This is a genomic window from Rhodococcus artemisiae, assembly GCF_036327795.1.
Lineage (GTDB): Bacteria > Actinomycetota > Actinomycetes > Mycobacteriales > Mycobacteriaceae > Rhodococcus > Rhodococcus artemisiae.
This window is the reverse complement of record NZ_JAUTXY010000001.1, coordinates 1-19830: the sequence shown is the minus strand read 5'-3', so window position 1 is coordinate 19830 and position 19830 is coordinate 1. Positions and strand designations below refer to the sequence as shown.

General features: G+C 68.2%; 18 protein-coding genes. 6 read left to right on the top strand and 12 right to left on the bottom strand.

Going from position 1 to position 19830, the window contains the following annotated elements:
- The first annotated feature begins 90 nt into the window (after positions 1-90).
- The 4 genes from Q7514_RS00090 (at position 91) to Q7514_RS00075 (ending at position 2535) form a co-directional block, all read left to right on the top strand.
- Positions 91-444, top strand: coding sequence for a VOC family protein (locus Q7514_RS00090; protein ID WP_330131253.1), 354 nt, complete (start codon positions 91-93; stop codon positions 442-444).
- Positions 445-551: 107 nt separating this feature from the next.
- Complete coding sequence (locus Q7514_RS00085) at positions 552-938, top strand: TA system antitoxin ParD family protein (protein WP_330131252.1); 387 nt, start codon at positions 552-554, stop codon at positions 936-938.
- Entirely contained in the window at positions 935-1504 is a 570-nt protein-coding gene (locus Q7514_RS00080) for an AAA family ATPase (RefSeq protein WP_330131251.1), read from the top strand. Before Q7514_RS00085 ends, Q7514_RS00080 begins: the two co-directional genes overlap by 4 nt.
- 35 nt (positions 1505-1539) lie before the next feature.
- On the top strand, positions 1540-2535 hold the full coding sequence (locus Q7514_RS00075) for a pentapeptide repeat-containing protein (RefSeq protein WP_330131250.1): 996 nt from the start codon (positions 1540-1542) through the stop codon (positions 2533-2535).
- Positions 2536-2680: 145 nt separating this feature from the next.
- Here the strand turns inward: Q7514_RS00075 and Q7514_RS00070 are convergent, their stop codons facing one another.
- From Q7514_RS00070 to Q7514_RS00045, 6 genes are read right to left on the bottom strand one after another with little or no spacing between them, the layout of a single operon-like run.
- Positions 2681-4423 carry a CocE/NonD family hydrolase gene (locus Q7514_RS00070; RefSeq protein ID WP_330131249.1) on the bottom strand — a complete coding sequence of 581 codons (1743 nt, stop codon included), beginning with the start codon at positions 4421-4423 and terminating at the stop codon, positions 2681-2683.
- Positions 4420-5397, bottom strand: a complete 978-nt coding sequence (locus Q7514_RS00065) for an MBL fold metallo-hydrolase (RefSeq protein WP_330131248.1) — start codon at positions 5395-5397, stop codon at positions 4420-4422. Before Q7514_RS00065 ends, Q7514_RS00070 begins: the two co-directional genes overlap by 4 nt.
- Positions 5394-6320: an alpha/beta hydrolase gene (locus tag Q7514_RS00060; RefSeq protein WP_330131247.1), complete on the bottom strand. Its 927-nt coding sequence runs from the start codon at positions 6318-6320 to the stop codon at positions 5394-5396. The genes Q7514_RS00065 and Q7514_RS00060 overlap by 4 nt, the downstream gene beginning before the upstream one ends.
- Positions 6321-6323: 3 nt before the next feature.
- Positions 6324-7439, bottom strand: coding sequence for an FAD-dependent oxidoreductase (locus tag Q7514_RS00055; RefSeq protein ID WP_330131246.1), 1116 nt, complete (start codon positions 7437-7439; stop codon positions 6324-6326).
- A gap of 13 nt (positions 7440-7452) precedes the next feature.
- Complete coding sequence (locus Q7514_RS00050; protein WP_330131245.1) at positions 7453-8433, bottom strand: phosphotriesterase family protein; 981 nt, start codon at positions 8431-8433, stop codon at positions 7453-7455.
- Between the two features lie 42 nt (positions 8434-8475).
- Positions 8476-9483, bottom strand: coding sequence for a phosphotriesterase family protein (locus Q7514_RS00045; protein WP_330131244.1), 1008 nt, complete (start codon positions 9481-9483; stop codon positions 8476-8478).
- 184 nt (positions 9484-9667) lie between these two features.
- On the opposite strand from Q7514_RS00045, the gene Q7514_RS00040 reads away from it, so the two are divergent.
- Positions 9668-10255: a TetR/AcrR family transcriptional regulator gene (locus tag Q7514_RS00040; RefSeq protein ID WP_330131243.1), complete on the top strand. Its 588-nt coding sequence runs from the start codon at positions 9668-9670 to the stop codon at positions 10253-10255.
- Between the two features lie 3 nt (positions 10256-10258).
- Here the strand turns inward: Q7514_RS00040 and Q7514_RS00035 are convergent, their stop codons facing one another.
- The 5 genes from Q7514_RS00035 to Q7514_RS00015 all read right to left on the bottom strand — a co-directional run bounded on the left by Q7514_RS00035 (position 10259) and on the right by Q7514_RS00015 (position 14207).
- Positions 10259-11206 carry a LysR family transcriptional regulator gene (locus Q7514_RS00035; RefSeq protein ID WP_330131242.1) on the bottom strand — a complete coding sequence of 316 codons (948 nt, stop codon included), beginning with the start codon at positions 11204-11206 and terminating at the stop codon, positions 10259-10261.
- Positions 11207-11217: 11 nt separating this feature from the next.
- Positions 11218-12375: an NAD(P)/FAD-dependent oxidoreductase gene (locus tag Q7514_RS00030; protein WP_330131241.1), complete on the bottom strand. Its 1158-nt coding sequence runs from the start codon at positions 12373-12375 to the stop codon at positions 11218-11220.
- Positions 12372-12569 carry a ferredoxin gene (locus Q7514_RS00025; RefSeq protein ID WP_330131240.1) on the bottom strand — a complete coding sequence of 66 codons (198 nt, stop codon included), beginning with the start codon at positions 12567-12569 and terminating at the stop codon, positions 12372-12374. The genes Q7514_RS00030 and Q7514_RS00025 overlap by 4 nt, the downstream gene beginning before the upstream one ends.
- A complete protein-coding gene (locus Q7514_RS00020; RefSeq protein ID WP_330131239.1) occupies positions 12566-13744 on the bottom strand; it encodes a cytochrome P450 in 1179 nt (392 codons plus the stop codon). The genes Q7514_RS00025 and Q7514_RS00020 overlap by 4 nt, the downstream gene beginning before the upstream one ends.
- An 85-nt stretch (positions 13745-13829) precedes the next feature.
- Positions 13830-14207, bottom strand: coding sequence for a VOC family protein (locus tag Q7514_RS00015; protein ID WP_330131961.1), 378 nt, complete (start codon positions 14205-14207; stop codon positions 13830-13832).
- Positions 14208-14305: 98 nt separating this feature from the next.
- Between Q7514_RS00015 and Q7514_RS00010 the strand changes: the two genes are divergently transcribed.
- Entirely contained in the window at positions 14306-15055 is a 750-nt protein-coding gene (locus Q7514_RS00010; protein WP_330131238.1) for a TetR/AcrR family transcriptional regulator, read from the top strand.
- Positions 15056-15142: 87 nt separating this feature from the next.
- Here the strand turns inward: Q7514_RS00010 and Q7514_RS00005 are convergent, their stop codons facing one another.
- Positions 15143-19810: an amino acid adenylation domain-containing protein gene (locus Q7514_RS00005; RefSeq protein ID WP_330131237.1), complete on the bottom strand. Its 4668-nt coding sequence runs from the start codon at positions 19808-19810 to the stop codon at positions 15143-15145.
- Between the last annotated feature and the right edge of the window lie 20 nt (positions 19811-19830).

The window sequence follows — 19830 nt, the reverse complement described above, 5'->3', positions numbered from 1 at the left end:
GCGACGGAGCGCCGGCAATGGGTGACCATCGACCCTGACCGAGCGGCCTCGGAACAGGTTACGCTGAGGAAACTTTCGTCCGAGGAGGCAATGTTGAGCCATGAAGTGAAGATGATCGTGCTGTCGACCGACGATCTCGACGAGTCGATCAAGTTCTACGGCGACACCCTGGGCATGGGTCTCAAATTCCGCGACGGCACGCATTTCGCCGCCCTCGACGGTGGTGGCGTCACCCTGGCGCTCGCAACCTCGGTCGACCATCCGATCCACGGGCAGGTCGTCGTCGGCATCAAGACCGACGACGTGGACGGCGCCGCGAAGGCCATCGAGGAGGCCGGTGGCGGCATCGTGAAGGGCCCGTACGACGATGCGCACGAGCGCCGCGCGGTGGTGTATGACAACAAGGGCAACGGCTTGGTGTTCTACAGCCCCCTTCCTCGCTGACCGACTTCCCCTTCGGTGCCCGGCCGGTCCATCGTGATGGGTCGGCCGGGCGCTTTCCGTTGCATCCCGCTACAATCGGTAGCAGTCTGCAACAAGAGGAGGTCGTGATGGCCACGCACACCGACAAGGTCGCCCGATTCGACGCCGAACTCGTCGACAGCGCCATCGCCGAGGGCGGGCGGCAGAATCGCACCGGTCGCCAGCAACTCGAGTACTGGGCGCGGATCGGGCGGGCCATGACCGCCCACGAGACCGCGTCGCTGCGCCGGGTGCGCGACGCATTGGCCGGCTCCCGCCCGACCACCGATCTCACCGATGCCGAAGGGCGCCTGTTCAACGCGGAGATCGACGCCCGACTTGCCGACCATCTCGCGGACACCGACTATCCCGGCGTGCTCGCCGCGCGCGGGATCACCACGGTTGTGCTCGACGATGAGGGTCGTCTGGTCGAGCGGCATCCGGATGGAACGACTCGTGTGCTCGACGACGCATGAGGCGTCTGGATCTGGTGGTCGGCCCCAACGGCGCCGGTAAATCGACGTTCGTGGAGTTGTCTCTCGTTCCCCTGCTGCCGCGCAGTGTGTTCGTCAATGCGGATGTGATCGCGCGGGAGCGCTGGCCGGATCGAGCCGAGGAAATGTCGTACGAGGCGGCGCAGGTGGCGGCGACGGTGCGGGACCGGTTCATCGCCGAGGGACGTTCCTTCATCGCGGAGACGGTGTTCTCGCACGAGTCGAAGCTCGAGTTGATCGACCGGGCGCAGCGCGCCGGATTCGTAGTGGTGTTGCACGTGATGGTGGTGCCCGAGGCCATGTCGGTCGCGCGTGTGGCGCACCGGGTGTCCGCGGGTGGGCATTCGGTGCCGGACGACAAGATCCGGGCGCGGTATCGACGATTGTGGCCGCTGGTGGTCGAGGCGATCCGCCGCGCGGATCAGGCGACGGTGTACGACACGGCTTCGGGGACGCCGGCGCCGGTGGCGCGGTTCGCGGCGGGCGGGCCGGTCGGGGCGGTGCGGTGGCCGGTATGGGCACCGACGACCCTCGCTAAACTTGGGTAATATGTTCTGGCGCAATGATTTTCCAAGGGGAATACATGATTGAGTTGGCTCAGCCGCTCGCAACGGTAGTCGCCGGCGGAGGTGTCGTCACGGCGGCCGTGCTCGTCTCCAGACGTGCAGCCCTGAACCGTCAGGTCGATATCTCACATCATGAAGAGATGAGAGGCCACCACCGGGATCGCCTAAGAGCAGAACGATACTCTGCATGTTCAGAGCAACTGGGACACACCTCCCCCGCTGTCCGTATGGCTGGAATTTACGGAATGCTCTCGCTCGCGGACGATTGGGTGTCGTCAGGGAACGATAGCGAAGCGCAGACCGCCATCGACGTAATCCGACGGTATAACTGCGGTCGTCCACCCCAAGACCTCGCGGATCTGCGGAGTGAAATGTTCGTCCGGAAAGTAGTGATCGAAGAGTTGTCACTGCGATCGAGTTGGTGGACTCGCGCTCGCGGAGTTGCTCCGCCCAAAACGAACGTGCCTCATCTGTCGCGTTTATCTCGCTGGTCGCACCTGAAAACCGACCTGAAATCGTCAGTTCTTCCGTCGATCGACCTACGGCACGGACGCTTGGCAGGTGTCGATCTCAGTCGTTCAGATCTGTCGAACGCGGACTTGTCGAGATCCGATTTCGAAGCGGCAAATTTCACGGACGCTTCCCTCTTGAATGCCAGTTGCGGGGAGATGTATGCGCGGTACGCGTATTTCGAGAACGCCGACTTCAGCGGGGCTGATCTGAGCAACGCAACCCTGACGAATGTGAATATGGACAGCGCAAACATGTCGGGTGCTGATTTACGCGGCGCGAATTTGATGGGCTCTGATCTCTTGGAGGTCAACTTCGACGGCGCCGATGTCGATGGTACCGAATTCACTGAAGACCAGTTCGAAGACCGTGAAGACCTCAAGAGCCTCGTTCGCCGCGGCGCCCGCGTTGCGCCTGCCCACCGCGCCCACGCCACCATTATCAGGATGGGCAACTCGTCGAGTACGGAGACTGAGGTGGACGGCCCGATCCACTCGGATTGAACTCTGACGCAAGCGCCCGATGCGAGCCTCTGTTCCTCGCCGCGATATCGGTAAGGAGAGGGGCCTGCTCGCGGGCTGATAGAGCTGAGATTGTTCCGGGCCGGTACCGTGCGGTGACGATACCAGCCCGGAATGATCTGCGATGCTACTGCATGATTGTGAACGGCAGCACCAGCCGCGACGGGTGCGCGGCGTCGCGGTAGATCTTGTGGGTCACCGGGCGCCCGACCGGTACGTGGAAGGCATCCGGCGGCAGCAGCGCGTTGTGGGCGTCGAACAGCGGCTCGTTGCACGACAGCTCTGCCACGATCTTGTGGCCGGGCAGGATCGTGGCGGCGAACGGATATACGCGCAGTACGTATTCCTCGATGACACCGGGTTCGACCGGCACTTTGCGGGTCAGCGGGTGGACGGGGCTGCCCGGCGTCGAGTGTTCGGGGTCGAGTTCGCGCATCGATGCTTTGAGGTATGCGGTGGTCAGGAGCTGGCGGGGGCCGCCGGGCCGTTCGTTCCAGAGCCGCATGATCCAGTTCGTGTCGTCCTGGTCGATCGCTGCGAACAGATGGAACGCGCCGGTACCCATGAGCTCGGCCGACTCCTCGAACACAGCGGTCGACCAGCTGAGAATCTCGACCTTGTCGGTCACGGTCAGCGGTGCCTGGAAGAATCCGTCGGGGGCGGCGTGTTCGACTCCCATGGCTTCGGGCTCGAAGGACAGCGTGCCTCGCGGCCGCAGGAACAGCTCTCGATGTTCCACCGGCTTCGGCGGGAAGGCGTCGCCTTCGGCGTATTTGCGGGTGCCTTCGACGAAGACGGAGACGGCCGGTTCGGTGTCGATGCCGTTGTCGATGCCCTTGAGCCACTTGTCGTACCAGCGGAACATCTTGTCGTGCTCTTCGATGAAGGGGCGCGACTGCATGGGCGGGTAGGGGCCGATGGTGAGCTTCTTGTTCGCCGCGGGTATGCGGTCGAAGCATTCGATAGTGCCGTCCATCGTCCATCCGCGGCCCTGGTCGATCTGCAGCCAGACGGGGATGTCGATGTTCTCGGCGAGGTTGACCGGGTTGCGTTCCTCGTACCAGTCGCCGTCGACGTCGTTCATGACGATGTCGAACCAGGCCTCGTGGTTCGTCGGGTAGTACAGGGTGTGGACGAGGTTCGGCCAGGCCTGGACGTCCGGGTCCTGCAGTCGTTCTGTGACGAGTTTCTCGATCTCCTCGGCCGAGTGGGTTTCGAGCATGCGGGACTTGACGCGGTCGGTGAACGCCCAGCCGGAGTCGCCGCCGCGGCCCTCGCGGGCGGCGCGGGGCATGAGCCACATGATGCCGCCGTGGTAGGTCGTCTCGTAGAAGTCGTAGTGGCCGCCGGAGACGAAGATGGCCTTGAGTGACGGCGGGCGTTCGGCCGCGGCAAGGACCTGCATCGACCCGAAGTAGGAGATGCCGATCATGCCGACGTTGCCGTCGCACCAGGGCTGTGCCGCGACCCATTCGATGAAGTCGTAGGCGTCCTGTCCGAGGGGCACTCCCCCGGCATTGTAGTTGCCGATGTGCTCGCCTTCGGATCCTCCGGAGCCGCGCAGGTCACCGATGACGTGGACGTAGTCGTTCGCGACGACGCGCGCGATGTCACCGGCCTCGATGCAGCCGTCCCACATCGGCGACGGGCGACGCTGCGGGGGCATGGTGAGCGCGAGTGCCTGCAGTTCCTTGCCGTAGGGGCTCAGCGCGACGAGTGCCGGTCGCGGCGTGACCGTGTCAGGTTCGTCGACGGCGCGGTAGGCGTCGGCGACCAGGGTGATGCCGTCTCGCATCGGGATCCGCAGGTTCTTGGTGACGGCGATCTGTTGTTCGCCGGCCCGGATGGTCTTCCAGGTGCTCTGTGTCATCGCTGCTCCTCGGGCTGGTACTGGCGGTCTCGGTACTCGACGGTGTAGCCGTGCATCGAGGTGAAGAACGGCGACGGCTCGAGGGTCGGATCGTTCGTGTAGCCGACCGCGTCGGCGACCGGTGTGAACGGCGAATAGGGGGAATCGGTGTCGTGGAGGCCGGCGCACAGGCAGTGGTGGGCGGCCGCGCCGACGCGGCCCTCGATGTCGAGGCTCTCGTGGAGGGCTTCGGCGGCCTGGTCGGCGTCGAGTCGGACACCGTAGGGGGTGCCGTCGGTCCGCTGGTAGGGGTGGCCCAGGTAGAGGTGTCGGGGCCGGATCTCGTCGCGCAGGTACGCGAGGCTGCGCCGATAGGCTGCCGGGTCCGTGAAGCCCGGGAACCCGTTCGCGGCGCCGTGGACCTGCACGGCGTCACCGACGAACGCGTCGTTCTGCCCGTCGAGGACGTAGGCGACCGAGCCGGGTGTGTGTCCGGGGATGGCGTGGACGGAGACGGTCACCTCACGTCCGTCGACCGAGCCGAGGCGGATCTGCTCGCCGCCGTGGACCACCATCGTGGGCTCCATCTCGCCGGAGATCACCGCGTGGCCCGCGGCGGTGACCTTCGCGACGCCTTCGGGGTCGTGCAGATATCTGCCGCGACCGGCGAGGTATTCGTCGACGTGGGTCTGTCGTGAGCGCAGAAACGGTGCGTCGGCGGCACCGATGACGACCTGTGCTCGGCGGCCGGTCATCTCCCACAGGGCGTATGCGCCGCCCATGTGGTCGATGTGGCCGTGGGTGAGCAGGATCCACTTCACGTCTTCGATGCGCCGGCCGAGCTTCTCGAGTGCCGGTTTCATTCCGTCGGCTGGGGAGGACGCGATGCCGGTGTCGACGATCGCCATCTCGGGGGCGTCGATGAGGAAGGTGTAGAGGTGGAACCGGCCCCAGGGCGACTGCAACGGGTGGACGGGTACGGCCGGACCGTTCATTTCCCGCCTCCTTGCAGGAACGCGGCGGTCTCCTCGAAGGCCTTGTGGTAGTCCGGGATCCAGCCGAAGTGCTGGACGAAGCCGTGGCCCGCGCCGGCGTAGCGGGTGACCGTGGCGTCGACGCCGGCCTCGCGGAGGCGCCGGCCGTACAGTTCGCCCTCGTCGCGCAGCGGGTCGTGTTCGGCGGTCAGGATCAGTGCCGGCGGCAGGCCGGTGAGGTCCCCTCGCTTGATCGGTGAGACGCGGGGGTCGGCCGGGTCGGCACCACTGTCGAGGTAGAAGGCGTTGAACGGTGCGAGCCCGGCGGTTTCCATGCCGTACCCGACGGCGTTCTCCCGCAGCGACGGGTAGCGGTCCTCGTCGAAGTCCAGGTCGAGCGAGGGATAGTAGAGGACCTGGTGGGTGATCTTCTCGAAGCCGTCGTCGTGGGCCCGCGCGGCGACGGCAGCGACGAAGGTGCCGCCGGAGCTGTCGCCGGCGATCGCGAGTGTCGTCTCGTCCCAGGCGAGTTCGCCGCCGTGCTCGGCGACCCATCGGACCACCGCGTAACAGTCGTCGAGTCCGGCCGGGAAGGCGCTCTCCGGGGCGAGCCGGTAGTCGACGGCAATGACCTTCAGTCCGGCCTCGTGGGCCAGGGACCGCGCCACGTGGTCGTGGGTCTCGAGGCTGCCCAGGAAGAACGCTCCGCCGTGGAAGTAGACGAGCACGCCGTAGGTGTCGGCCTCGGTCGGCGTGTAGATCCGTACCGGAACCTCTCCGGTCGGGGTGTGGGCGACGGAATCCTCGACGGCGTGCAGCGGGAGGCGCTCGGCGAGGGGAGCCACTTGAGCTTCGTCGCCGGCGCGCATGGCGACCGGGTCGAGGGGGCCCTCCGGGTGGGGCAGGTTCGCGACGATCTCGGCGATCTTCGGGTGCAGTGCCATGGCTCAGGCCTCGATCGTCGATGCGATCTCGCCGGGCTTCTGGCCCGGGAAGACGGTGTTGACTTCGTCTTCGGACCAGCCGAGCCGGGAGAGGCGCTGCAGTTCGTCGGTGATGGGCTTGCGCCTGGCCTGGTAGGCGGCGAGCGCGGCGGGGACCGTGTCGGCGGCGGCGAGAGCGTCGGCGAGTGCGCCGGAGTCCAGGACGGCCGAGTTGGCGCCCTGCCCCTGGTGGTGGCACATCGCATGGGCGGCGTCGCCCACGAGGACGACGGCGTCGGAGTGCCAGCGCTCGATGGGGTCGATGTCGTAGACAGCCCGGATGTTGACCTGGCCCCAGTCGAGGTCGCGGGCGATCGCGACGAGTCGCTCGTCGAAGCCGTCGAGCGTGGCGAGCAGGTTGTCGCGGGTCATCTGCGGGGCCGGGGTGGGGTCGGCGGCAAGTGCGGTGACGTCGTAGGACACCTGGCCGCGATGCGGCAGCGGGAGCACGTACACCTTGGTGCCGTGACCGAGATACATGCGCAGTTTGCTGTCCAGCGGTATGCCGTGGGTCTTGTCGTTGTCGACGATGACGCGGTATGCGTGTTCGCCGGCGAAGACGGGTTCTGCGGTGCTGAACAGTTCGGTGCGCACGCGGGATCGGATGCCGTCGGCGCCGATGACGAGGTCGGCGGTGACCGTCTCGCCGTTGGTGAAGGTGAGGGTGGCGTGGGTGCCGTTGTCGACGGCCGTCTCGAGGCGGTGGCCGAGCTTGACCACACCGTGGGGCAGGACCCCGGTGAGGACGTCGATGAAGTCGGCGCGGTGCACGAACCGGGTGGTGGTGCTGTATTCGTCGGTTTCGGGCCATGTCTCGTCGGCGATGAGATTGCCGGTGGCGGTGAGGATCTCGAAGGACTCGCTGGGTGAAGTCACCTTCTCGACATCGCCGAGGATACCGAGCTTGCGGAACTGAGCGAGCGACGAGGGCCGCAGGCCGATGCCGGCACCGACCTCGCCGACGGCGGAGGCCTGCTCGTAGACGGTGACATTCGCGCCGAGGTTGATCAGGGCCCTGGCGGTGGCGGCACCGGCGTAGCCCGCTCCGACGACGGCGATGTTGAGGTTCTGGACGTCCATGGGGTGCTCTTTCTCAGTTCGTGGTCGCGAAGGTCTTGACGGAGAGGAAGTCCGCGGGGAGCTCGACGAAGATCCGGTGGATCGTGGCCTCGTCGACACCGGCCTCACGCAGGGCGGGGATGAGGGTGTCGAAGAGGTAGTTGACGGTGTGGCCCTTCACCCCGGGCCAGCCCAGTGGGCTGCAGTTGGCGTCGGCCGAGGCCAGCACCCGGTCGACCAGGCCGTCGCGCAGGTAGCCGAGGAAGTGGTCGAGGCGTTCTCGGCGTGGACGGCCCCAGAACGGTGGGTCGGGCAGTTCGAGGTCGTAGCCGAAGGTGTCGAAGCCGATGCGTCCACCCTGCTCGGCGATCCAGCGGTCGCGGACCTTGCCCTGGCTGACACCGTCGTCGGCGTGACCGAACAGGACCCGGTCGAGTGGGAGCCCCTCTTCCCGGAAGATGTCGATGGCCGGTTCGACATCGACGGCCAGGTGCGTGAAGATCGGTACCCCGGTGGCCAGCGCGGCCCGGGCGGCGGCCCGGTAGATGCGCAGGTCGAGGTCTTTCATCTTGAAGCCGCGGCTCACGCCGACCTTGATGATGCCGGCCTTGCCGCCGGTGTTGCCGATGCCGACGGTGATCTCGTGGAGGAACTGGTCGGTGAGGTAGTCGACGCCGGCTCGTTCGAAGAACGGCAGGGCGGTGTCGCCGCCGACGAATCCGGTGGAGGCGACGATGTGGACGCCGGTTTTCTCCGAGAGTGACTGGTAGTAGTTCACGTCGCGGCCGTTGCAGATGCCGGTGGCGTCGACGTAGGTGGCTGCGCCGTACGGCAGGGAGTTCTCGTGGAATTTCCGCAGTTTCGGGACGGTTTCCTCGTAGCGCTGCTCGGGGGTTTTCCACCACTGCGTGTCGAGTTCGGAGCCGGGCATGCCGTAGCCGATGTGTTCGTGGACGGCGACGAAGCCGAGTTCGGCGGCCGGGACGGCGCCGAGGACGGTGTTGACGTGGGGCATGGGTTCACCTCAGTGTTCGAGAGAGTCGGGTCCGCGGGGTGCTCAGCGCACCGCGAGCAGCACCGCCGGGTTGGTGACGAGGATCTGCCGGACGGTGTCGTCGTCGACGCCCGCGGCCGTCAGCGCAGGCACGAAGCTGCTCAGGACATGAGCGAAGGCGACCTCGGTGGTGGGGTGTCCGAAGGCGGCGCCGGTGGCGCTGCTCGCGAGCAGGACCTTGTCGGCGTGGCCGGTTGTCGCGAGTTCGGCGACGAGCGCGACACGCTCGGCGTCGGTCAGGTATTCGGTGTCGCCGAGGTTGCCCTCGTGGCGGCCTTCGGTGCCGATGTGATCGATCGCGACGTACGCGCCACGCTCGGCGAGTTTCTGCGCGAGTCCGTCGGCGCCGAGGCGGTCGACGCTGCCCACCACGATGCGGTCGGCGGCCAGGCCTTCGGCCAGGACGAACTCGAGTTCGCCGAGCGCATCGGAGCCGCAGAGGAACGAGACCGCGACACCGGTCTGCTGCGCGGCGCGGGCGGCGCCGCGCAGAAGCTCGATGTCGGTCGCGGTCGCTCCGCGGCGGGTCACTGCGGTCGCGATCAGACCGGCGGCGCCGCGGCGTTCGACGCGTGGCACGACCATGCCTTCGCTGACCTCGGCTGCGAAGAGTGCGGCCCACTTCTCTGCCGGCCACGGGGTGGGTGGGTTGGTCTGCGGGGTGAGGAAGTAGCCACCGAGCATGGACTCGGGACCCTGGCCTGTGGACGCGACGATGTGGACGCCGGTGGCGCGGGAGAGCGCCTCGAGGAGCCGGAGGTCGCGGCCGTGGAACTGGCCGGTTGCGTCGACGAGGGTGCCGCCGCCGGCCGCCTTGAATTCGTTCAGTTTCACTTCGAGCGTGTCGAATATCTCGACTCGGTCGAGGGTGAGGTCGAACGCGTACTGGGCGCCGGGTAGGACCGACAGGATCGCTTCGTGGATCGAGGTGACGCCGAGCTGGTCGGCGGGTACGTCACCGAGGATCGTGCGGACGGTGGGGGTGGCGATGGGGGTGGGGGCGCCACTCATCGGCATTTCCTTTCGATCGATGGCATGCCGGTTCGGCGTGGTAGTGGTCACAGTAGCCATTAAGATTACATAGAGTCAAGTGAGTTTTCGGTGTGAAGTGTACCTTCACGTTTCGATATTTGACTGGCCTCGATGCTTGTACTCGGTGGGTGCGCGCAGCCCCGGGCCGCTAAGATCAGGGCCCATGTCGCTCCGTGCCGCCCAGAAGCAGATGACCTACGAACTGTTCCTCACGACGGCGCTCGACCTGTTCGGGTCGAAGGGCTACGCGGCGACCACGATCGATGACATCGCCACCGCCGCCGGATCGACACGTACCACCTTCTACCTGCACTTTTCATCCAAGGCCGAAGTGATCAGTGCGCTACTGACGAAGGCCGACGCGATCCTGACCGCACCCGACGACCCCACCTTGACCGAGGTCGTCGCCTCCGGTTCACGTGCGGAGATCCGCACCTATCTGGACCGCAAATTCAGCCAGTGGGACGAGATCAAGCCCTATCTCACAGCGTCGTATCAGGCCGCCCACGAACCGGACGTCGCCGCGCGCACCGAACAGTGGTTCGAGGACGCGGTCGGTGAGATGACCGAAGGGTTGAACCGCGCGGATCGTTTCGCGGAGGATCGTCGCCGGATCCGCTGCGTGTTGGCATTCGGCCAGCTCGAGCACCTGTCCCGCCGCTACTTCTCCGTCGGCTGGAACACTCCCCGCGAGATCTGCCTCGACGAACTGACCGACTCCTGGTGTCATCTGCTCGCCACGAACACCTGACGGTCAGCCGCCCGACCCCAATGCGCCCGACCCGAATGTGGACGCCTCGACGAGGATCGCGCGCAACCAGTCGATGAACTCCGCATCCGCCAGATGCGGATTCCACACCATGTCCACACCCAACGGTGACACCGGCAGGGGAAACTCCTCGACCCGCAGGGCGATCCGCTCCCCCATCGCGGCGGCGACCCGGAAGGTGTGCACCGCGACGCCCCCGGCGGTCGCCACCAGGTGCGGCACGAGAAGGAAGTCGGAGATCAACCGTCCGATGCGGTACTGCACGCCCTGCGCGTCCAACGCGGCGTACGGGGGCACCCGGTGTTGCGAGTCGTACGCGACATGTGGCAGCGAAGTGAGCAGATCCAGCGCGGAGGCGTCGGAATCGGTGTCGGGGTGGGCGATGACCACCCACCGGTTCTCGTGGAGCCGCTCGCGCGGGTGGGGCGAGGTGAAGGCCTCGGACAGCAGGACGACGTCCACGCCGTCGTCGGTGAAGTCGCCGGCCTGCGGCTCGACGAAGTTGCGGATCCGCAGTGTCGCATGCGGGGCGCGCTCGGCGATCAGCCGCGCCAACGCGGGGCCGAGCACGAACGCGGTGCTGCTGGTCATGGCCACCGTGATGGTGCGGCCGTCACGTGCGGGATCGAAGCCGGGAAAATTCACGACTCGCGCGGTGTGCCGCAGTACTTCCCGCAGCGGAGCCATCAGTTCCAGCGCGCGGGGGGTGAGGGCCAGGCCGCTCCCCTGCCGGGTCACCAGATCGTCCCCGATCAGGCGCCGCATCCGGTTCAGTGCGTGACTCATCGCCGGTTGGGTCATGCCCACCCGTGCCGCCGCGCGGGTGACCGACCCTTCCTCGAGTAACGCCAGCAGCGGAACCAGCAGATTGAGGTTGACCGCGGCAAGGCGCGCGAGGTCGGGGTCGGACCGGTGATCCGTAGGTGGAGTCATCCAGGCGGACTCTACGCGGCGGTTTTCCCGGTGGCGGCCACCTGCCCGGTCGCTGCGGCGCGCCGTAGTTTCGGGATGGAGATGCGGTGATCGACGGCGACCGCGACCCCGTGCCCGTCGGGGTGGCGCCAGTGCATCAGTGCCGATCCGTGCGGATCTGCACCGACCAGGAAGTCGGGGGCGCCGGTGACCGGCAGGTGCCCGACCGCCTTGAGGTGGAGCCCGAACTGCTCGGTCCAGAAGTACGGTGCAGCATCGAATTCGGGTGCGGAGTCGCCGGTGAGCAATGCGGCCGCAGCGACCTTGGCTTGTTCGACCGCGCTGCTCCACAATGGGACCCGGCGTACGCTCCCGCGGATCGGGAGGGCGGCGACGTCCCCGGCCGCGACGATGCCCGGCGCGACCCGGCCCCGCGAGTCCGTGACCAGGCGGCCGTCGGTGAGCAGGCCCGAGTCGGTGAGCCACTCGAGGTTGGGCATGTCACCGATCGCCGCGACGACGAGGTCGGCCTCGATGCGGGTCCCGTCGCCGCAGGTGACGCCGTTGGTGTCGATCCCGGTCGCGGTGCCGTAGACGATCGTGGCGCCCGCGGCCAGGGCCGCGGTGGTGAACACCCCCGACAGATAAGGGCCGAGTTGGGGGCGCATCGGGTCGGTGTCGGCGACGACGGTGACCGTGCATCCGGCCTGCGTCGCGGCCGAGGCGACCTCCATACCCAGCGGGCCGGCACCCACGACGACCACCGCCGGGCGGGATGCGAGTCGCTCGCGCAGGAGCAGCGCGTCGTCGAGGGTGCGCAGGGTCAGCGCGCCGCCGTCCGGTCGGCGGGCGCGAGCACCGCTGGCGATGACGACCCCGTCGTAGGGCAGTTCGGTGCCGTCGCCGAGACGGACCCGGTGGGCGGCGACGTCGAGGCCGACGGCGCGCACTCCGAGCAGTTCGGTGGCCCCGTGCGTGGGGGCCGCGAGTTCGTGTGAGCCGCCGTCGACGAGCAGTGCCTTCGACAGCGCGGGCCGCGAGTATGCGCCGTGCCTCTCGTCGCCGACGATGGTCAGTTCTCCGGCGAACCCGGTGGTGCGCAGGCTGTCGCAGACAGTCTGTCCGGCAATGCCGTTACCGACCACCACGATGCGGTGCATGCCGCGCCGCATCGACGCGCCGCCGCTCATGACGACAACGCCAGGGCTGCGACAGGGCACACGCGTACAGCGGCGCCGGCGGCGGTCGCGTGGGGGTCGTCGGCGGCGAATTCGACGACGTCGACGACGAGTTCACCGTCGTCGTCGAGGTGCATCAACTGCGGTGCGGCCTCTTCGCACAGTCCGTGGCCTTCACAGCGGGGACGGTCGAGTGTGATCTTCATGCCGGGAGGACCTCCAGGATCTCGAGTCGGTCGATCGAACGGGTGGTGTTGCTGGGTTTGCGGATCGGGTCACCGGCGACCAGGTGGGACGCGTGAGTGGCCAGGGCGGCGATGACGGCGTGGCCTTCGAGGCGGGCCAGTCCCTGTCCGGCGCATCCGTGCGGGCCGTACCCGAAGGACAGGTGATCGACCGGGTTGCGTTCGATGCGGAAGGTGTCCGGGTCGTCGAAGTGGCGCGGATCGCGGTTGCCGGCACCCAACAGGATCGCCGCCTGTGCCCCGGCGGGGATCACGGTGCCGTCGATGTCCACGTCGCGAGTGACGGCGCGACCCCAGGCGTGCAGCGGAACCCAGTAGCGCAGCACCTCATTGAACGCGGCAGGCACCAGGGTGGGGTCGGCGCGGACGAGGTCGAACTGGTCGGGGTGCGCCGCGAACAGCGCAACGATGTTGCCGATCGACGCGATCGTGGTGTCCACTCCTGCGCCGAGGTACTGGTGGATGATGTGGCCGGCGGCACCCGGTGGCACGGCGCCGCGCGCCTCGGCGTCGAAGATTCCGCGTCCGACCGATCCGGGGGTCAGATCGTCGGCCGTGACCTGGGAGCACCATGCGTAGAGTTCCCCTGCGATGGGAAAGTTCTCGGCGGTGCGCTGGTTCCTCGGGCCGAGGACCTCCATGGCGGCCTGGCCCCAGCGGAGCATGTTCTCGCGGACGGTGCCGGTGAATCCGATGAGGTCGGCGACGATCTCGAGGGGGAAGGCGCGGGCGAGCGCGTCGATGGCCTCGAAGGATCCTTTCGCCACCAGGTCGGCGACGAGTGCGTGGGCCTTGGCCTCGATGGTGCCTTTCAGTCCACGCAGGGCGCGGGGGGACAGGTTCTCGGTGAGGGTGGCGCGGAGTTCGGTGTGCACGGGAGGGTCCGAGGCGAGGGAGGTGCCCCGCAGTGCGTCGTTCGCCATCGGGTTGAACCCGACGGTGCGGGAGGAGAGGGTGTCGGTGTCGGCGAGGGCGCCGCGGATGACGTCGTAGCGGGTCAGGGCATAGACGTTGTTGGTGGGCAGGTATACGACCGGGCCGAGGTCGCGTAGTGCCGCGAACGTCGGGTAGGGGTCGGGGAGGATGTCGTCGGCGAAGAGGTCGAGGTCCGACATCACGGGAGGGCTGCTGGGCATGCCTCCATTGAAGTGACCCGCATGACATAAATCCAACGCATATTCGACATGTAATAACATGCGTTGAATTCATGTCCAGGTCCTGTCAGACCCACTGCACGAGTTGCCACACGATGCCGTTGGGGTCGGCGAACTGGCAGTAGCGCTCTCCCCACGGTTCAGTTTCCGGCGCGGTGATCACCGTGGCGCCCGCGGCAGCGATGCGGGCGTATTCGGTGTCGAGGTCGTCGACGACGAAGGCGATCAACATGCCCTGACCGGCGGGGCCTGCGATCGTGGCGGGTTTGAAGGTGTCCAACCCGGTGCGCAGGAAGACGATGTTCAGCCCCGCGCTCGGGTGCTGCAGGGAGACGAAGCCGTCGTCGGACATGGCCTCGGTGAACCCGAACTGCGCCTTCGCGAACTCGGCGGAGGCGGCGGTGTCGGCGACGTTGAGGGACAGGGCGGTGCCGGTGATGTGGATGGTGACCTCCATGGAGTAGATAAACCTTATGCAACGTATACATTATTCAGTGTATAGAGTTATCGCGGAGGATGCACCCCGACTTCAGGAGAGACCCGATGGCCCGCGACCTGATCGACCTGCTGTGGCGCGACCACCCCGACGCGCCGCGTGGCGGCACCCGCGGACCTCAAGCGAAAGTCACCACCACACAAGCAATTTCGGCCGCCATCACCCTCGCCGACACCGAAGGCCTCACTGCGGTGACGGTGCGCCGGCTCGCCGCGGACCTCGGCGTCTCCGGGATGGCCCTGTACACCCACGTGGGCTCCCGCGACGACCTACTGGTGCTCATGGTCGACGCCGCCCGCGCGGGCCGGCCGCGGAGCCCGTACGCCGGCGAACACTGGCGCACACGTGTCCGGCAGGTCGCCGAAGCCGACCTCGCGCTGTACACCGCGCACTGGTGGCTGCTCGACGTCACCGACCAGCGCACCGCCCTGGGGCCCGGAACCATCGCGACCTACGACCACGACCTGCACGCCTTCGACGACACCGCGCTGACCGACATCGACCGCGACGCGGCGCTGACCTTCGTCGCCGACTACACCCGTGCGTCGGCGCAGGCGCGCCGCCCCGATCCCGGCGCGGCCGACATGGCCGAGGTGTGGTCTTCCTGGCACCGGCGCCTCGCTGCGTATCTCGGCGACGAATTCCCGCTCGCCCGGCGAGTGGGCGCCGCCGCCGGGGAGGTCATGAACACCTCCTACAGCCCTGAGGCCGCGTGGGTATTCGGACTCGACCGGGTCCTCGATGCGTTGGAATCGCTCATCGACCACACTGAGCTCATCGACCACACTGAGAGGTGAGGTCCAGGGACATTGTCGAGTCGGTCGGAGAGTGCGCCGCCGATCGCTGTGTGGTGGGGCTGCCCCTGACTCCGACGCCTGCCTCGCTCAATGCGAAATCTCCGTACCGATCCCCCAGCGTCCCTGCCCGCGACGGACAGTCGCATCACTGTCCTCGAGCCGCGCGATGAGCACCGCCGCGATGTCCTGCGCGGCGGGCGGCGCCACCATCTCGTGGTGCTCACAGTCGATGCGGAACTGATGGATCTCACCGTCGACGATGTCGTGCCACGCCGCGACGGCGGGCACCGACCCGGCAGAGCGGGTGGCGGTGAAGAACAACACGTCACCGTGGAAGGTCACCGGTGAATGCCGCCGCGCCGCGCGGGCCGCGGCCGCCGATCCGGTGTGCAACCACTCGAGGTGCTGCGAGGTCAGCCCCGACAGCTCCCCGAAAGTGACTTCGAGCAGTTCGAGTGCATCCTCGTAGCTGGGGTCGGGTCCGCCGTTGACGGCGACACCGAGGTCGCGGAGCATGTCCTTGACCGCCGGGGCGGTACCGCCGGGCACATTCAGGTGGGCGTCGAGCAATGCGAGGGTGTCGACGACCTCCCCGTCGCGTTGCAGTTCGACAGCGACCGCGTGGGCGACGATTCCGCCGAGCGACCACCCCAGCAGATGGTAGGGACCGTGCGGCTGCACCCGGCGGATCTCCTCGGCGTAACGCACAGCCAGTGAGCGGATGCTGTCGACGGTGCCGGAGCCACTCAAGGTGGGCAGCTGCAGCCCGTACACGGCGCGTTCGCCACCGAGATGCTGGGTGAGACCGGCATATCCCCAGGCCAGACCCGCCGCGGGATGCACGCAGAACAACGCCGGTGTGCTGCCTTCCCGTAGCGGTACCAGTACCCGCAGGGCGTCGTCGACGGTGCCGTTGTCCGCGTCACCACCGAGATGCTGCGCCAGATCCGCGACCGTCGGATGGGTGAACAGCGCCGGCAGCCCGATCCGCCGGTTCAAGCGCTGCGACAGATCCGGGACGAGGCGGGTCGCGAGCAGCGACGTGCCACCGAGATCGAAGAAGTTGTCGTCGGCGGACACAGCCGTCAGGCCCAGGTGAGTGGCGAACACCTCCGCGACGAGACGTTCGAGGTCGGTGTCGGGGGTGCGGCCCTCGGCGGCCCGTGCCGTGAAGTCCGGTGCGGGCAGCGCGCGGCGATCGAGTTTCCCGGCCGGGGTCAGCGGGATCGCGTCGAGGACGATGATCACCGTCGGCACCATGTGACCGGGCAGGTGTTCGGCGACATGCCGGCGCAACGCGGCCGGGTCGGGAGCTGTGCCTTCGGCGGCACGCACGTACGAGACGAGCACGGTCTCCCCGGACGGAGCAGTGTGGCCGAGGGTGTGCGCGAACACCACCTGGTCGTGGCCGGTCAGAACGGTGTCGATCTCGCCGAGTTCGACCCGGAACCCACGGATCTTGACCTGGAAATCCGAACGGCCCACATACTCGAGCTCGAGCCGGCCCGCCGGGTCACCGACCCACCGCACCACATCCCCGGTCCGGTACATCCGCTCCCCCGCCGACCCGTACGGGTCGGCGACGAACCGACCCGCCGTCAGATCCGGCCGCGCGTGATAACCGCGCGCCAGGCCAGGGCCGGCCACATACAGTTCGCCGGGCACCCCGGCCGGGACGGGCCGCATCCGCGCGTCGAGCACCAGGGACCGGAATCCGCGCGACGGGCGGCCGATGGTCACCGGCTGCCCCGCGCGCAGGGGGTCGGTCAGCGAGGTCATGATGGTCGCCTCGGTGGGTCCGTAGGCGTCGATCATGCGGTGTCCGTCGGCCCAGCGGTCGACGAGCTCCGGTGGGCATGCCTCACCGGCGACGAGCAGGACGTGCAGGTCGGGGACCTGCGCCGGGTCGACGGACGCGAGCGCGGTGGGGGTGATGAAGGCGTGGTCGACGCGGTGGGCGCGCAGTGCCGCGGCGAGATCGTCGCCGCCGTACACGCCGGGCGGCACGATCACCAGGCTCGCCCCGGCGGACAGCGCCATCATCATCTCGAAGATCGACGCGTCGAAGCTCGGCGAGGCCAGGTGCGAGACCCGGCTGCCGGGTTCGACGAGCAGATGGTCGCGTTCCTCGGCGGCGAGGTCGGCGAGTCCGCGGTGGGTGACGGTCACCCCTTTGGGGCGGCCGGTGGAACCGGAGGTGTAGATCAGGTAGGCGCCGTGGTCGGCGCGCAGCGGCGTCGGGCGATCCCCATCGGTGATCGCGGTGGTGTCGCGGGTGGTGAGGTCGGCGCGGATCTCGTCGGAGTCGAGCACGATCCAGTCCACGGTCTCGGGGAGGGCGCCGCGGTGCGCGGTGTCGGAGATCCCGACGGTCGCGGCGCTGTCGGTGAGCATGAACTCGATCCGCTCGGGGGGATAGGTGGGGTCGACGGGCACGAATGCCGCACCACTGCGGGTGGTTGCCCACACGGCGGTCACCGAATCGATCGACCGGGGCAACGCGAGCGCCACCACGGTGTCGGGGCCGGCGCCGCGGTCGAGGAGCAGCCACGCCAGCGCGGTCGAGGCACGGTCGAGTTCGTGGTAGGCGATGGTGCGGTCTCCGTCGACGACCGCGACGGCGGTGGGGTCGACAGCGACGGCGTCGTCGAGCAGATCCGGCCACAACCGGGCACCGACACTGTCGGGGCCCCAGGCGGGCACCAGGGTGTCGCGCTCGAGGCCGGTGAGCAGGTCGATGTCACCGACCGGGATCTCCGGATCTGCGGTGACGGCGTCGAGCAGCCGGGTCAGACGCGCCGCGAACCCGGCGACGGTGTCGGCGTCGAACAGGTCGGTGGCGTACACGAACGCAGCCTCGAGCCCGCCCCCGCCGGCCCCGGCGTCGAAGACACCACCGGCGTCGGCGACGAGCAGTTCGAGGTCGAAGTTGCACACGGTCGGGTCCAGCGGCACACCCTGCACCGTCAGATGCGGCAGTTCCAGCGCGGCGCGTTCGGTGTTCTGGAATTCGAGGGACACCTGGAACAGCGGGGAATGTGCGGTCGAGCGGATCGGGTCGGCGGTCTCGACCACGGTCTCGAACGGAATGTCGGTGTGCGCGAAGGCGTCGAGGTCGCGGTCGGTGACGTCGGTGAGCAGTTCGGTGAAGGTCGCTGCCGCCGACACCGGGGTGCGCAGCACCACGGTGTTGACGAACATGCCGACCACGTCGTCGAGGTCGCGGTGCCCGCGGCCGGCGACGGGGCTGCCGACGGCGATGTCGTCGGTGCCCGACAACCGGGCGAGCAGCACCGCCAAGGCCGCGTGCATCGTCATGAACACGGTGGTGCCGTGCGCCGCGGCGAGCTGTGTGAGCCGCTGATGCAGCGCCGCGTCGATCGGGAAGCGGACCACGTCACCGCGGAACGACTGTTGCGGGGGCCGGGGCCTGTCGGTGGGTAGCGGCAACACTTCGGGCAGCTCGGCGAGGGTGTCGCGCCAGAACCGGATCTGGGTGTCGGTGAGGGACTGTGGGTCGGCCGGGTCGCCGAGCCGGTCGTGCTGCCACAGGGCGTAGTCGGCGTACTGGACGGGCAGCGGTGTCCAGGAGGGGGCGTCACCGCGGGTGCGGCCCTGGTAGGCGATCATCAGGTCGCGGGCCAGCGGCGCGAGCGACGAACCGTCGGCGGCGATGTGGTGGACCACCAGCACCGCTATGTGCTCGTCGCGTCCGAGCGCGAACACCCGGGCCCGCAACGGTACATCGACGGTGACATCGAAGCCGGCCGACGCGAACTCGGTGACCGCGGCCAGGACCGTGTCGGCGCCGGCGGGCACCACATCGAGGGTGAGCGGCACGTCGTCGGCGGCGAGGATGCGCTGGTGGGGTCCGTCGGCGGTGGCCGGGTACACGGTGCGCAGCGCCTCGTGCCGGGCGAGGACGTCGTGCAGGGCAGTGCCGAGCGCCGCGCGGGAGAGGTGCCCGCTCAGTCGGATCGCGAGGGGGATGTTGTACGCGGCGGAGGTGGTGTCGAACTGGTTGACGAACCACAGGCGCTGCTGGGCCGGGGACAACGGAATGCGGTCGGGGCGTGGCCCCGCGGTGGGCCCGGTGTGCGGCCCGACGTGCTCGGGGTTGCTGTCCGCTGAGTGCAGGTGCGCCGCGAGGTCCCGCACGGTGGGGTGTTCGAACAGGGCGCGCACGGGGATGTCGCGGCCCAGGTGTTCGCCGAGGCGGGCGACGGCGCGGGTCGCGATCAGCGAGTTGCCGCCGATGTCGAAGAAGCTCGCGGTGGCCGAGAGGGTGTCGAGTCCGAGCAGGGCACTCAGGTGTTCGGCCAGGACGGTTTCGAGTCCCTCGGCGGGTGGCTGGTGGTCGGTTCCGGTGCGGGTCAGGTCCGGTGCGGGCAGGGCGCTGCGGTCGAGTTTCCCGACGGGTGTCAGGGGGATCTCGTCGAGCACGGTGATGAAGGTCGGCACCATGTGCGCGGGAAGACGCTGCGCCACATGAGTTCGGACACTGTCGTGGTCGAGGGTTCCGGGGACGGTCGGGTGGCAGTGCGCGACGAGTACGGTCTCGCCCGACGGGGCGGTGTGCGCGACGGTCACGGCGAAGCCGATGTCGGGATGGGTGGACAGGACAGCATCGATCTCGCCGAGTTCGACGCGGAACCCACGGATCTTGACCTGGAAATCCGAACGGCCCACATACTCGAGCTCGAGCCGGCCCGCCGGGTCACCGACCCACCGCACCACATCCCCGGTCCGGTACATCCGCTCCCCCGCCGACCCGT

Excerpts from the sequence above, each read along its gene's own strand:
- Q7514_RS00040 (WP_330131243.1), top strand. The coding sequence starts at position 9,668 with ATGTCGCTCCGTGCCGCCCAGAAGCAGATGACCTACGAACTGTTCCTC.
- Q7514_RS00070 (WP_330131249.1), bottom strand. The coding sequence starts at position 4,423 with ATGACACAGAGCACCTGGAAGACCATCCGGGCCGGCGAACAACAGATC.
- Q7514_RS00090 (WP_330131253.1), top strand. The coding sequence starts at position 91 with ATGTTGAGCCATGAAGTGAAGATGATCGTGCTGTCGACCGACGATCTC.
- Q7514_RS00045 (WP_330131244.1), bottom strand. The coding sequence starts at position 9,483 with ATGAGTGGCGCCCCCACCCCCATCGCCACCCCCACCGTCCGCACGATC.
- Q7514_RS00035 (WP_330131242.1), bottom strand. The coding sequence starts at position 11,206 with ATGACTCCACCTACGGATCACCGGTCCGACCCCGACCTCGCGCGCCTT.
- Q7514_RS00050 (WP_330131245.1), bottom strand. The coding sequence starts at position 8,433 with ATGCCCCACGTCAACACCGTCCTCGGCGCCGTCCCGGCCGCCGAACTC.
- Q7514_RS00025 (WP_330131240.1), bottom strand. The coding sequence starts at position 12,569 with ATGAAGATCACACTCGACCGTCCCCGCTGTGAAGGCCACGGACTGTGC.
- Q7514_RS00085 (WP_330131252.1), top strand. The coding sequence starts at position 552 with ATGGCCACGCACACCGACAAGGTCGCCCGATTCGACGCCGAACTCGTC.
- Q7514_RS00020 (WP_330131239.1), bottom strand. The coding sequence starts at position 13,744 with ATGCCCAGCAGCCCTCCCGTGATGTCGGACCTCGACCTCTTCGCCGAC.
- Q7514_RS00060 (WP_330131247.1), bottom strand. The coding sequence starts at position 6,320 with ATGGCACTGCACCCGAAGATCGCCGAGATCGTCGCGAACCTGCCCCAC.
- Q7514_RS00010 (WP_330131238.1), top strand. The coding sequence starts at position 14,306 with ATGGCCCGCGACCTGATCGACCTGCTGTGGCGCGACCACCCCGACGCG.
- Q7514_RS00030 (WP_330131241.1), bottom strand. The coding sequence starts at position 12,375 with ATGAGCGGCGGCGCGTCGATGCGGCGCGGCATGCACCGCATCGTGGTG.
- Q7514_RS00055 (WP_330131246.1), bottom strand. The coding sequence starts at position 7,439 with ATGGACGTCCAGAACCTCAACATCGCCGTCGTCGGAGCGGGCTACGCC.
- Q7514_RS00005 (WP_330131237.1), bottom strand. The coding sequence starts at position 19,810 with ATGTACCGGACCGGGGATGTGGTGCGGTGGGTCGGTGACCCGGCGGGC.
- Q7514_RS00080 (WP_330131251.1), top strand. The coding sequence starts at position 935 with ATGAGGCGTCTGGATCTGGTGGTCGGCCCCAACGGCGCCGGTAAATCG.
- Q7514_RS00065 (WP_330131248.1), bottom strand. The coding sequence starts at position 5,397 with ATGAACGGTCCGGCCGTACCCGTCCACCCGTTGCAGTCGCCCTGGGGC.
- Q7514_RS00075 (WP_330131250.1), top strand. The coding sequence starts at position 1,540 with ATGATTGAGTTGGCTCAGCCGCTCGCAACGGTAGTCGCCGGCGGAGGT.